The sequence below is a fragment of the Lactobacillus nasalidis genome (genome assembly GCF_016587775.1).
GTDB lineage: Bacteria > Bacillota > Bacilli > Lactobacillales > Lactobacillaceae > Lactobacillus > Lactobacillus nasalidis.
In genome coordinates, this window is record NZ_BOCG01000107.1 from 1 (window position 1) to 11893 (window position 11893).

An 11893-nucleotide genomic window follows, 5' to 3' on the forward strand; every position below is an offset into this window, starting at 1 on the left:
CGATTTCTTCGTCGGCTTCCTGCTTGAAGCGGTCGACGTCGGTGTTTAAGTCGCTGACCATCTGCTCAGCAGCTGGCAGTTCACTGACTAAACGGCTGCCGGCTTCCTGGGCCCGGGAGAGGCCATCTTGCAGTTCCTTGTGGTTTTCCTTGAAGTCTTTAGCGTCTTCTTTGAGATATTGCCGGGTTGACTTGCCTTTTTCATCTGGCAGAAAGGCGAAGACTGCCCCTGCCGCAGCCCCGAGCAAGAAGCCCAGGCCAAAGTGCTTGAAATGCTTCATTTTGTTTGCCCCCTCAGTTAAAACTGGGCCTTGATCCGGTCGCAGACTTCCTGGTACTTCTTTTCGTCGTACTGGTCGGCATTGTTTCTGGTGAAGAACTTGATGCCGTCGCCTTCCCAGCGGGGAATAAAGTGGATGTGGGAGTGCATGACCACCTGGCCGGCAATTTCACCATTGTTGCTGGTGATGTTCATGGCCTGGATCCGCGGGTCAGATTTCTTGATGGCCTTGGCGATTTCCGGCACGTATTGCAAAAAGCGGCTGGCGTCTTCAGCACTGTAGTCAAAGAAGTTGGTCAGGTGCTTCTTTGGCACCATCAACACGTGGCCTTCGTTGACCTGGGAAATGTCCAAAAAGGCCTTGACATCGTCATTTTCAAAAACGGTGTAGCTGGGAATTTCGCCGCGGATGATCTTACAGAATAAACAGTCGTCAATTAATTCAGCCTTAGTCATTGTGATACCTCTTTAAAAGAATTTCATGAGTTATTTTTTTAGATTCTCCATGTCTCCATGCTATCATAAGAGGCAGACAAAAACATGAAGAAAGATAGGAAAATATGACTTTAGAAATTACACACCTGACCGGGGGCTACAGCGGCATCCCGGTGATCAAAGACGTCAATCTGACGATCGCGCCTGGTGAGGCAATCGGCCTGATCGGCTTAAACGGGGCCGGCAAGTCCACCACCATCAAGCACCTGCTGGGGCTTTTGCGTCCGCAAGCCGGCAAGATCACTTTAAACGGGATCAATTTGGCGGAAAAGCCAGCCGAATTTAAAAAGCTGGTGGCCTATATTCCTGAAACGCCAGTGATCTACCCGGAACTGACCTTGAAGGAACACCTGGAACTGACCATCCTGGCCTACCAGCTGGATGCCGGCAAGGCCTGGGACAAAGCCAAGGAGCTTTTGACCATGTTCCGTTTGGAAGACAAGCTCGACTGGCTGCCGGTCCACTTTTCAAAAGGGATGCAGCAGAAGGTCATGATCGTGGCTGCCTTTTTGACCGATGCCCAGCTTTTGGTGATCGATGAGCCTTTTACCGGCCTGGACCCTCTGGCCGTGGCCAACTTCATCGGCCTCATCAAAGAAGCGCAAGAAGCTGGCAAGGAAATCTTGATGACCACCCACGTTTTGGCCGATGCCCAACAGGCCATCAAGACCTACGCGATCTTAAACCAGGGCACGATCGAGTTTATTGGCAGCCTGGCAGAGATCAGGGACCACTACGGCTTAAAGGACAGCGATTCCTTTGACAAGCTCTACCAGCTCTTGTACCAGGAGCAGAAAAATGCGTGAGTTAGCTAAGAAAAGACTGCAGCAGAACTTCCAGCAGTCAGCCAAGTATCTGTCCCTGGTTTTCAACGACTTCTTTGTCCTGGCCTTGATCTTCATCTTTGGGGCGGTCATGTTCTGGTATGCCCAGGTGATGAAGGTCTTGCCGGCAAAGCTTTGGTACTATCCCTTGCTTTTATCGGCCTTGCTCTGGCTGGCCTTTTTGCCAGGCAAAATGGTGACGCTCTTGCAGGCAGCTGACCGGCAGTTTTTGCTGGCGACTGACGACCGGCTGGGCGACTACCTGGCTCCCATGCGCCGCTACAGCCTGGTCTTGCCGGCCCTGCTTTTGGCCCTGGCTGGCGGGATCATGTATCCTTTTGCCAGCTTGAAAATGGGCCTGGGCAATCTGAACTACTTCAGCCTGATCCTGGCCTTGTTTTTCGCCAAGGCCTTTGAGCAAGGGGCGGTCAGCCGCAGCTTTACTTTTGACCACCGCGTCAAGCAGCTGGCCTGGCTGGTCCGCTTTGCCGTTTTGGCCCTGCTTTTGGCCGGCTTGTATTTGTTGCCAAATGCCTTGTATTTGCTTTTGGCCGCTTCTGTTTTAGCCCTTTTAGCCTTGCGGGCCTGGAAAAATTCCGCCTTTGACTGGCAGTACGCTATTGACTATGAAGCCAAGCGCAAGGAGACGGTTTACGCCGGCTTTGCCATGTTTACCGACGTCAAGGAAAGACAGGTCACTGTCAAGCGGCGCAAGTACCTGGACTTTTTGCTGCCGCCTTTTGGCAAGGAAAGCCCAAACAGCTTTTTGTACCGGCGGACTCTTTTGCGGGATCCGGAATACTTGAGCCTTTTGGCCCGGATGACGGCCTTTGCCATTTTGCTAATGGCCATGATCCAGGACCCGGTCTGGTCCTTGGTCCTGTCGGCTTTGGTCATGTACCTGACCGTCTGGCAGCTTTTGCCTTTAGGGCAAAAATATGACCAGAACATCATGTACCGGGTCTACCCGATTGGTCAAAAAGACCGGGGGACAGAACTCAGCCGGGTTCTGTCCTGGGCCTTGCTTTTGCAGGCCGGGATGATTATAATTTTCTGGCTGGCCATCATGCCTGGCAAGTTTGCCTGGAGCCTGCTGCTCTTGGTCTGCTGCGGCCTTTTGGCAAAAGTCTACCTGCCACACAAGACCCAGCAGCTGGCCAAAAAAGCCCGCTATAAGAGCAAGAAGCGGCGAAAATAGGGCAGGCAGAGCAATTTACCGGTAAAATAATATACTGACAAAAACAAAAATCTAGAAAGAACAGAGAGAAAGACATGCGTTTAAAGAACAAGCCTTGGGCAAACGAACTGGTAGAAGAGCACCCGGAAAGCGCCTTGGACCGGCCGGATCCAGCCGAAAAGATCGACTGGGCGGCCCGCTTTGGCAACGACAAGCCGATCGAAATCGAAGTCGGCTCAGGCAAGGGACAGTTTATTACGACTTTGGCCAAGCAGCATCCCGACCGCAACTTCGTGGCCATGGAAATCCAGAAGACGGCAGCCGGGATCATCTTGAAAAAGAAGCTGGACGAAGGCCTGGACAACCTGCAGATCCTCTGCGCCGACGCGGCCAATTTGGTCGCCTACTTCGGGGAAAACTCCACCAGCAAGATCTACCTCAACTTCAGCGATCCCTGGCCAAAGAGCCGGCATGAAAAGCGCCGCTTGACCTACAAGGACTTTTTGGCAAAATACCAGGCAGTCTTGACGGCTGACGGGGTGATCGAATTCAAGACCGACAACTCCGGGCTTTTTGCCTACAGCGTGAGGAGCATGAACAACTACGGGATGCGCTTTGACTTCGTGTCCGTTGACCTCCACCACGAAAAAGAAGAGATTGTGGAAAAGAACGTGGAAACGGAATACGAGCACAAATTTGCCAGCAAGGGCCAGCCGATCTACTGCCTGCACGCGGGCTTTTTGCCGGCAGAATAAAATAGTTTCCTTTGCCGGAAAAATCGGTTAAAATAATTATTAAACAATTCTCTTATTAAAAGTAAGCAGGAGGGAAACATGGAAGAATATCAAGTTGTTGACCAAAACAAGCTGGCTGACTTAGTCAAGAGCGGCCGGACCGTCGTCGAATTTTCCGCCGGCTGGTGCCCGGACTGCCGTTTCCTGGATCCGGCAATGCCAAGCATTGAAGCCGACTTCGCTGACAGCAAGTTCATCAAGATTGACCGTGACGGTTCGATCGACCTGTGCAAGGAAATGAACATTATGGGAATTCCTTCATTCGTCGTCTACCAAGATGGCCAAGAAATTGGTAGACTAGTTAATGGAGACCGCAAGACCAAGCAGGAAGTAGAAGCATTTTTGCGGTCGCTTGACTAGATAAGAGGGGACTTTAGATCAAATGATCACTAGTATTAACAAAGTAAGCTATCCCAACACTTTGATCGTCATCTTGGCGCAAGGCGATGGCGAAAGCAATTTTGAAGAAAAAAACGACGTTACCCGGGTTACTGACGGCAAGGGCGAACTGACTGGCTTCAACTTCTTTAACGTTGACCAGGTTCTGGATTACGACAAGCTGTCAAACGGCGAAGTCAAGCTAAACGAAGACCAAGTGGCTGCCTTGAACGAAAAATTGGCCAGCGCTGGTTTCTCCGACAAGCTGACGGTGTCAAAGCCGACCTTGGTATACGGCTACGTTAAGGAATGCACCGCTCACCCGGACTCTGACCACCTGCACGTGACGCAGATCGATGTCGGTGACGGCCAAGACCACCAGATTGTCTGCGGGGCGCCGAACATCGCCCAAGGGCAAAAGGTCGTTGTGGCTCTGCCAGGCACTTTGATGCCAACTGGGGCTCAGATTTGGCCAGGCGCCCTGCGCGGGGTTGAATCAGACGGGATGATCTGCTCAGCCCGGGAACTGGGCCTGGCCCACGCTCCGCAAAAGCGGGGGATCATGGTTGTCCCGGACAGCTTCAAGATCGGTGACGAATTCGAACCGACCAAGTGTGACGAACTGCTGGCCAGCGGCGTCATCACCCTGTAATCATTAAAAAATGGCAAAAAAACAAAGAGCTCGGGCTGATTCTGCCCTTGGGCTCTTTTTTCTTGGCCCAAGAATGATAAAATAAGGGTCGAACGTTTGAAACAAATGGAGCGAAAAAATGTTAGACAAGACTAAACAAATTTGGTTTATTGGGATCAAGGGGACCGGGATGGCTTCCTTGGCCTTGATTTTGCACGACTTGGGCTACAAGGTTGCCGGCAGTGACATCGACAAGTACACCTTCACCCAGGATCCGCTGGAAGCGGCCGGGATTGAAGTTGCCTCCTTCTCCAAGGACAACATCAAGGGAAGCGGCCAGGTGATCGTCAAGGGCAACGCCTTCAAGAGCGACAACATTGAAGTGGCTGCCTGCGAGGAAAAGGGCGTTCAGTGGCAGAGCTACCCGGACACGGTTGAGGAAATCGTCCAGCAGTACACCAGCATCGGCGTAGCCGGCTCACACGGCAAGACTTCAACCACTGGCCTTCTGGCTACGGTTTTGGGCGAAGCCGCTCCGACTTCCTTCCTGATCGGCGACGGGATGGGCAAGGGGGTCAAGGACTCCCGCTTCTTCGTCTATGAAGCTGACGAATACCGCCGCCACTTTTTGGCTTACCACCCGGACTACCAGATCATGACCAATGTCGACTTTGACCACCCGGACTACTTCAAGGACAGAGACGACTATGCCAGCGCCTTCCAGACCGCGGCTGACCAGACCAAGAAGGGGCTGTTTGTCTGGGGCGACGACGAACGTCTGCAAAAGATCCAGCCAAAGACGGCCAAGAAGTACACTTATGGCTTAAAGGACAGCGACGACTTCCAGGCCTTTGACGTGGTCAAGACTACGGAAGGGGCCAAGTTCCATGTCCGGGCTCACGGGGAAGACCTGGGCGAGTTCACCATCCACCTTTTCGGTGACCACAACGTGATGAACGCTACGGCCGTGATCGCGATTGCCTTTACTGAAGGGGTTGACCTTGACGTGGTCAGAAAGGGCCTGGTCAAGTACACCGGGGCCAAGCGCCGCTTCAGCGAAAAAGACTTTGGCGACACGGTGGTCATCGATGACTACGCCCACCACCCAACGGAACTGCGGGCGACCATCCAGGCTGCCCGGCAGAAGTTCCCGGACCGGAAGCTGGTCACCATCTTCCAGCCGCACACTTACTCCAGAACCAAGGAATTCGAAGAAGAATACGTGGAAATTCTGAAGGGGGTCGACAAGGCCTTCTTGACGCCAATTTACGGGTCAGCCAGAGAAGCTGCTGGTGACATCAAGAGTGAAGACATCACCAGCCAGATTCCAGGCGCTGAAGTCATCGACTTTGACAACCTGCAGGACCTGTTGGCCTACAAGGGCGACTGCATCGTCTTCATGGGCGCCGGCGACATTCCAAAATATGAAGTAGCGTTTGAAAAGATGCTGCAAAAGTAAGACAGACAGCAGTCCTCTGAAAGAGGGCTGCTTTTTTGAAGGAGCAAGTCATGAAGGGAACGATTTTGCTGGTTGAAGACGAGCCAGGGCTGGCACAGAGTCTGAATAAAGAATTCCAGTTTGAGGGCTACCAGGTGATTTTGGCCGGAGACGGGGAGCAGGCCGTCGACGAATTTGAAAAGTTCCAAGCGGAGATCAGCCTGGTTCTTTTGGACTGGATGCTGCCGAAACTGGATGGCCTGGGCGTTTTGCGCCGGATCCGCCGAATCAGCCAGGTACCGGTGATCATGCTGACGGCCAGAGACTATGCCGGCGACAAGGTATCCGGCCTAAAAAGCGGGGCGGACGACTATGTGACCAAGCCCTTCGACATCGAGGAGCTGCTGGCCAGGATGGAGGCCGTTTTGCGGCGGGCCCGGCCAAGCGGCGGCCAGGAAGAGTATTCGCTCAAGGGGCTGACTCTCAACTTGAAGAGCCGGGAAGTCATCAGAGAAGGGCAGATCATCCAGCTGACCCAGAGGGAATTCCTGCTCTTAAGCGAGTTCATGCGCCGCGCCGGCCAGGTCTTAACCCGTGACGAGCTGCTGGATGCCGTCTGGGGGGCGGACTTTGACGGCCAGCCCAATACCGTCGACGTCTACGTCCGCCTGCTGCGGCAAAAGATCGACCGGAACTTTTCAGAGAAACTCCTCCACACCGTCCGTGGCGTGGGCTACATGTTGAAGTGATGAAAATGAAAAACAGCAATTCAGCCATTCTGCTCAGAAACCTGCTGGCTTTGACGACCATCTTGACCTTTCTTTTTGGCCTCTTGACCATGCTGGCCGTGGTCCAGCAGGAACTGGCCAACAGCAGCGCCAATACCAGGACCATCGTCCGCCGCTTGAAAGGGGCGGTGATCGACGACGACCAGGACTGGAGAAACTGGCAGGTCAACAACGGCCTCAGCAGCAATCTGACCTATGTTCATGTTGAAAACCGCCGCGCTGACGCCAAGCGGAAAAACTACTATTCGGCTAACGCCAAGCAGCTGACCAGGTCCCTCAAGCCCCTGCCGTTTTTCGGCGGGATCTATTACCGGGGGGATGCCCTGTATGCTTATGCCTCTGGCCACTCCCGGGGGATTTACTACCAGGTCTGGGTTAACCTGCACCAGCAAAAGCAGGTGGTAAAGAATGTCCTTTTGACGATTTTGATCGTCTGGATCATCGTCTTGGCCATCAGCGTTTTGTTCGCGGTCTTATTGTCCGACAAATTGACCCAGCCCTTGCTGGTCTTGAATCTGGCTGCCAAAAAAGCGGCCGATTCTGGCCGGGGGCAGTTGCCGGTGCCGGAGAAGCCGACGGAAATAAAGGAACTGGCCGTCAGCTTCAATGAGCTTTTAGGCCAGCTGTATGACCAAAACGAGCAGGAAAAGAGCTTCGTCAACAACGCTGCCCATGAATTGCGGACCCCGATCGCGGCCATCCGCAGCAACGCCCAGCTGATCAAAAGGCGGGGAGGCGAGCACCCAGAGGTGATCCCTGAAGCTGTCGCCTTTATCGATGACGAATCCAGGCACATGCAGAAGATGGTCGACGAGCTCTTGACATTGGCCCGGACCGACCGCCGGCAGCTTGAGAAAGCCGCCTTCAATTTGAAAGAGGCCCTGCAGTCTGCTTTAAAAAGCGCGCAGTTGGCCCAGCCGGTCCAGCTGGCCTGCCCGGATGGGCTTGAGCTGGTCAGCGACCGGGACTGCCTGATTGAGATCGTTTTGAACCTTTTGACCAACGCCGGCAAGTATTCTCCGGCTTCCAGCCAGGTTTTGGTCAAGGCCGAAGCAACAGACGGCGGCGTAAGAATCAGCGTGGCCGACCAGGGGCAGGGGATCAGCGCCAAGGACAAGGAGCACGTCTTTGACTACTTCTACCGCAGCGATGAAGTCCGGGGGCAGATCCCGGGGACCGGCCTGGGCCTGGCCATTGCCCAGAAAATGGCTGCCTTGCTGGGCGGGACATTGGCCTTGGCCGACAACCAGCCCCAAGGGACCATCTTCACTTTGACGCTCAAGCAAGAAAGAGCCAAATAAGCCTGAAATCAAAAACAAAATCCCGTTTTTTTCGGGGGAAAAAGAGCCTGACGGCCTGCCAGAAACGGCGCCGTCAGGCTCTTTTTGTTTCTTATCTGAAAAAACGTCAGAATTGCTTCATGAAAAGTCTGTATAAGGGGGAGAGCAGATTGACTAAGATTAAATCAAGCTAAACAAATGGAGGTAATAAATATGACTGATTTAATCAACAACATGCTTGCCCAGTCTGGGATGTGGAGCTACTTCATCGTCGCCGGCCTGCTTTTTATAGAAACCGGCCTGGTAATCATGCCCTTCCTGCCGGGCGACTCCCTGCTCTTTTTGTCGGGGGCCTTTCTGGCCAGCCAGTTTGCCAACCCGATCCCGGCTTTGGTCCTGTTCATCGCCGCGGTAATCGCCGGTGACTGGATCAACTACTCCAGCGGCCGCCTGTTTGGCCAAAGCTGGCTGAAGTCCGACTTCTTCAAGCGCTTTGTCAAGGAGAAGCACCTGCAGGAGAGCCACGCCTTTTTTGCCAAGTATGGACCAAGCGCGGTGACCATCGGCCGTTTCGTGCCGATCATCCGCACCTTGATTCCTTTCACTGCCGGCATCAGCCAGATGAAGCAGGAGGTCTTCTTGCTCTTTAACATTGTTGGCGGTGCCTGCTGGGTTCTCTGCATGACTTTAGGCGGCTACTGGCTGGGCAGCGTCAGCTTTGTCCGCCAGCATTTCTCCATCATCATGCTGGCCATTATCGTAATTTCTTTCCTGCCAGTCGTCTGGACTTTCCTGAAAAAGCGCCTGGCGGCTCAAGCAAAGCAGAAGTAAAAAAATGCTTACTGATCAAACAAAAAAATGGCTGAAAGAGGGAACCATCGTCCTCATAGCTGCTGTTTTGGCTGCTTACCTGGTCAGCGCCCAAGTCAAGGCCGGCCAGCTGATCATCGGCTCTGACAGTATTTTTCACTTCAACCGGATCTATGAAGCGGCCCAGCAGATAAAAACGGGAAACTATTCCTGGTTCATGTCCATATATGGCTTCCATCAAAGCGGCCGGATCGTGAATGCCTTTTACGGCCCCCTTTTTGCCTACCTGCTGGGCCTGCTCTTGCTGCTTGCCGGCAGCTGGTACAGGTTCCAGCTGCTGACCAGCTTCTTGGTCTACTTCCTGGCCTGTCTGGGGATGTACCGGGCTGGCCGGCGGGTTGGCGGCAACCGTTTGGCTGCCTTGTGGAGCGGGGCGGTCTACTTGACCGTGGGCTGGCTGGCCCGCTGGGAGATGGGGAGCAATTTTTCCGCCATAACGGCGCTGCTGGCGCCCTGGCTCATGCTGGCCATCGTCGATCTGCTGGATTTAAAGCAGGCCTTCCCGGTCAAGCGGCTGGTGCTTTTGCTCTTTATCAGTCTGGAGAGTCACATGCTGACGGCTTTGCTTTTTTCAGCGGCCCTGCTGCCAGCAGCTGTCTACAGGCTGGTGAAAGAGGGCAAGCCTGCCTGGGTAAAGCTGGGCAAAGCGGCAGGAATCTGCCTTCTTTTGACCATGAATTACTGGCTGCCCCTGGTCTATTTTGGCTTGACCAACCAGTTGGTTTCTCCTGGAAAAATGTCGCTGGCGGGCAATGCCCTGCACCTGACACAGAAAACGACGAGCAAGCTGACTGGCTTGCTGCTTGATTCAAGCACCAGAGACCAGCTCAGTGAACTTATGCTGGGATTATTTGCCGTGCAGCTTCTGGCCTGCTTGCTCTTAATCAGCGACCGGACCTTTGCCGGCCGCTTGAACCGGATCTTCACCCTGTCTGGGGCTGGGCTATTGTATCTGAGCTCGGCACTGGCTCCATGGGACAAAATTGAGCGGGCCCTGCCGTTTTTGGCCAGCTATCTGCAGTTTCCATCCCGCCTGGCCAGTCTGGCTTATGCCTTCCTGCTTTTGGGAACGGTCCTGACGGTCAAGCAGCTGGAAGGCCGCCACTTGGACCTAAAATTGGGAACCGCGCTGGCTCTGGTCTTGGCCATAGTCCTGTTTTTTGACCTGCGCTACCTGAGAAACCAGATCTACACCAATGCTGTCAGAGGCTACATGCCTGGGGTTGCCCAGTCAAAGACGACCAAGATGGGGAGCGACAATGACCAGGATGACCGCTACTTGGCCGACCAAGCCGCCAAAAAAATGGACCCGGGTCTGTTTTTGCAAAAGGCCCGCAAGATGGTGCCCGACTACCTGCCGGCTGGCGGCGGAGATTTCAAGCAGGTCGAAGCTGCCTACAAGCAGGTGGTGCTTGGCCAGCATTTCTTTGCCAAAAAGACTGCCGGGCAGACAATTCAGCTCAGCTGGATCAGCAGCAAAGACGGAAAAATCCGCCTGCCCCTGGTTCTGTACCGGCAGTCAAGGCTGACCGTCAACGGCCAGCAGGTCAAAGTCAAGCCAGGAGCCGGGGGCCTGGCGGCGGTCAAGAGCTGGAAGGGAAAAAACACGGCCAGCCTGTCTTTAAAGCTGCCGGTTTGGCTGCCGGCCGCCTTGGGCCTGTCTTTATTGGCCGATCTGTTGGCTGGCATATATCTGCTAGGATGGACAGGCAAAAGACTGCTGGGGCTGGTCAACAAGGAATTGGAAATTTATAAGGGAAAGAGCACTGAGTAAATGCTAGATATTTTAAAAGCGGTAATTTTGGGAATCATCGAAGGACTGAGCGAATTTTTGCCCATCTCTTCAACCGGCCACCTGTATTTGGCCAACTATGTGATCAAGCTTGGCCAACCGACCAGCTTTGTCAACATGTTCATGGTGGTCATCCAGCTGGGCGCCATCATGAGCGTGGTGGTCCTTTATTTCAACAAATTGAACCCTTTTGCCAAAAGCAAGAGCGGCCCGGAAAAGCGGGCCACCTGGCTGCTTTGGTTTAAAGTGCTTCTGGCAGTCTTGCCGGCGGTGGTCATCGGCCTCCCTCTGAATGACTGGCTGGACAAAAATATGACCAGCTGGCAGGTGATTTCCGCCACCTTGATCATTTACGGGATCCTGTTCATCATCTTAGAAAACTTTTACGCCAAGCGGCTTCCGACGGTAACGAAGCTGAGCGACTTGAGCTGGCGCTTTGCCATCTTGATCGGCTGCTTCCAGGTTTTGTCCCTGATTCCCGGCACTTCAAGATCAGGGGCCACGATTTTAGGGGCCATGCTGCTGGGCGCCAGCCGCTACGTGGCCACCGAATTTTCCTTCTTTTTGGCCATTCCGACCATGTTCGGCGCATCGCTTTTGAAGCTGGTCAAGTTCTTTAAGGCCGGAGGCGTCCTGGCTGGCAGCCAGCTGGCCATCCTTTTGACAGGGATGGTCGTCTCCTTCCTCGTTGCCTACCTGGCGATCAAGTTCTTGCTGAAGTACGTGCAAACGCACGATTTCAAGCCTTTTGGCTACTACCGGATCATTTTGGGCCTGCTGGTCATTTTGTGTGGCCTGTTTCTGCGGGCATAAAAAAAGCCACCTTCAAGCCGGAGCCGGAAGATGGCGAAGAAATATTCTGCTTTTGCCGAAAAATCAGCGCGGCGTGTTGATGCCGATGCTGTCGCGGGAATAAAGCTGGTCATTGTCGAGCAGCTTTTTGACCAGGTCGGCAATGGAACTGACGGAGACGTCATGGCCGCCAAAAGGCTGGCCCTTGCGGGTGATCTCGTAGTCGACCGGGCCGCCGGTAAACCAGCCGGGACGGACAACCGTGTAGTTTAAGTCCGAGTTTTCGATCACGTCGGCTGCTTCCCGGTAGGGGCGCAAAACCGGATTGGTGTCCAGGTTGCCCCCGCCAAGGGAA

The 11893-nt window shown here is 53.9% G+C and carries 14 protein-coding genes; 11 read left to right on the forward strand and 3 right to left on the reverse strand.

The genetic code is table 11. The features are described from left to right. The coding region (locus lacNas_RS01530) for a YtxH domain-containing protein (RefSeq protein WP_201346527.1) at nt 1-280 on the reverse strand (280 nt) is incomplete at its 3' end. 17 nt (nt 281-297) lie between these two features. Further along, on the reverse strand, nt 298-735 hold the full coding sequence (locus lacNas_RS01535) for an HIT family protein (protein ID WP_201330511.1): 438 nt from the start codon (nt 733-735) through the stop codon (nt 298-300). Between the two features lie 104 nt (nt 736-839). On the opposite strand from lacNas_RS01535, the gene lacNas_RS01540 reads away from it, so the two are divergent. The 11 genes from lacNas_RS01540 to lacNas_RS01590 all read left to right on the forward strand — a co-directional run bounded on the left by lacNas_RS01540 (nt 840) and on the right by lacNas_RS01590 (nt 11559). Beyond that, on the forward strand, nt 840-1580 hold the full coding sequence (locus lacNas_RS01540) for an ABC transporter ATP-binding protein (RefSeq protein ID WP_201330512.1): 741 nt from the start codon (nt 840-842) through the stop codon (nt 1578-1580). Then, the gene (locus lacNas_RS01545) at nt 1573-2796 is read left to right on the forward strand and encodes an ABC transporter permease (protein WP_201330513.1); all 1224 of its coding nucleotides are present in this window, start codon (nt 1573-1575) and stop codon (nt 2794-2796) included. The genes lacNas_RS01540 and lacNas_RS01545 overlap by 8 nt, the downstream gene beginning before the upstream one ends. Nucleotides 2797-2870: 74 nt before the next feature. Beyond that, nucleotides 2871-3530, forward strand: coding sequence for a tRNA (guanosine(46)-N7)-methyltransferase TrmB (trmB, locus tag lacNas_RS01550; RefSeq protein ID WP_201330514.1), 660 nt, complete (start codon nt 2871-2873; stop codon nt 3528-3530). Between the two features lie 78 nt (nt 3531-3608). Then, complete coding sequence (locus lacNas_RS01555) at nt 3609-3929, forward strand: thioredoxin family protein (protein WP_201330515.1); 321 nt, start codon at nt 3609-3611, stop codon at nt 3927-3929. A gap of 22 nt (nt 3930-3951) precedes the next feature. Continuing rightward, a complete protein-coding gene (gene ytpR, locus lacNas_RS01560; protein WP_201330516.1) occupies nt 3952-4599 on the forward strand; it encodes a YtpR family tRNA-binding protein in 648 nt (215 codons plus the stop codon). Nucleotides 4600-4717: 118 nt separating this feature from the next. Next, nucleotides 4718-6037: a UDP-N-acetylmuramate--L-alanine ligase gene (gene murC / locus lacNas_RS01565; protein ID WP_201330517.1), complete on the forward strand. Its 1320-nt coding sequence runs from the start codon at nt 4718-4720 to the stop codon at nt 6035-6037. Nucleotides 6038-6087: 50 nt separating this feature from the next. Next, nucleotides 6088-6765, forward strand: coding sequence for a response regulator transcription factor (locus lacNas_RS01570; RefSeq protein ID WP_201330518.1), 678 nt, complete (start codon nt 6088-6090; stop codon nt 6763-6765). Nucleotides 6766-6770: 5 nt separating this feature from the next. Further along, a complete protein-coding gene (locus lacNas_RS01575) occupies nt 6771-8105 on the forward strand; it encodes a HAMP domain-containing sensor histidine kinase (RefSeq protein ID WP_201330519.1) in 1335 nt (444 codons plus the stop codon). A gap of 192 nt (nt 8106-8297) precedes the next feature. Next, nucleotides 8298-8915 carry a VTT domain-containing protein gene (locus tag lacNas_RS01580; protein WP_201330520.1) on the forward strand — a complete coding sequence of 206 codons (618 nt, stop codon included), beginning with the start codon at nt 8298-8300 and terminating at the stop codon, nt 8913-8915. A 4-nt stretch (nt 8916-8919) separates the two neighbouring features. After that, nucleotides 8920-10728 carry a putative glycosyltransferase family protein gene (locus tag lacNas_RS01585; protein ID WP_201330521.1) on the forward strand — a complete coding sequence of 603 codons (1809 nt, stop codon included), beginning with the start codon at nt 8920-8922 and terminating at the stop codon, nt 10726-10728. Further along, nucleotides 10729-11559: an undecaprenyl-diphosphate phosphatase gene (locus lacNas_RS01590; RefSeq protein ID WP_201330522.1), complete on the forward strand. Its 831-nt coding sequence runs from the start codon at nt 10729-10731 to the stop codon at nt 11557-11559. A gap of 63 nt (nt 11560-11622) precedes the next feature. Here lacNas_RS01590 and lacNas_RS01595 read toward each other — a convergent pair. Then, a partial coding sequence (locus lacNas_RS01595) for an NAD(P)H-binding protein (protein WP_201346528.1) occupies nt 11623-11893 on the reverse strand: 271 nt, incomplete at its 5' end.

Excerpts from the sequence above, each read along its gene's own strand:
- lacNas_RS01535 (WP_201330511.1), bottom strand. The coding sequence starts at position 735 with ATGACTAAGGCTGAATTAATTGACGACTGTTTATTCTGTAAGATCATC.
- lacNas_RS01540 (WP_201330512.1), top strand. The coding sequence starts at position 840 with ATGACTTTAGAAATTACACACCTGACCGGGGGCTACAGCGGCATCCCG.
- lacNas_RS01545 (WP_201330513.1), top strand. The coding sequence starts at position 1,573 with ATGCGTGAGTTAGCTAAGAAAAGACTGCAGCAGAACTTCCAGCAGTCA.
- trmB (WP_201330514.1), top strand. The coding sequence starts at position 2,871 with ATGCGTTTAAAGAACAAGCCTTGGGCAAACGAACTGGTAGAAGAGCAC.
- lacNas_RS01555 (WP_201330515.1), top strand. The coding sequence starts at position 3,609 with ATGGAAGAATATCAAGTTGTTGACCAAAACAAGCTGGCTGACTTAGTC.
- ytpR (WP_201330516.1), top strand. The coding sequence starts at position 3,952 with ATGATCACTAGTATTAACAAAGTAAGCTATCCCAACACTTTGATCGTC.
- murC (WP_201330517.1), top strand. The coding sequence starts at position 4,718 with ATGTTAGACAAGACTAAACAAATTTGGTTTATTGGGATCAAGGGGACC.
- lacNas_RS01570 (WP_201330518.1), top strand. The coding sequence starts at position 6,088 with ATGAAGGGAACGATTTTGCTGGTTGAAGACGAGCCAGGGCTGGCACAG.
- lacNas_RS01575 (WP_201330519.1), top strand. The coding sequence starts at position 6,771 with ATGAAAAACAGCAATTCAGCCATTCTGCTCAGAAACCTGCTGGCTTTG.
- lacNas_RS01580 (WP_201330520.1), top strand. The coding sequence starts at position 8,298 with ATGACTGATTTAATCAACAACATGCTTGCCCAGTCTGGGATGTGGAGC.
- lacNas_RS01585 (WP_201330521.1), top strand. The coding sequence starts at position 8,920 with ATGCTTACTGATCAAACAAAAAAATGGCTGAAAGAGGGAACCATCGTC.
- lacNas_RS01590 (WP_201330522.1), top strand. The coding sequence starts at position 10,729 with ATGCTAGATATTTTAAAAGCGGTAATTTTGGGAATCATCGAAGGACTG.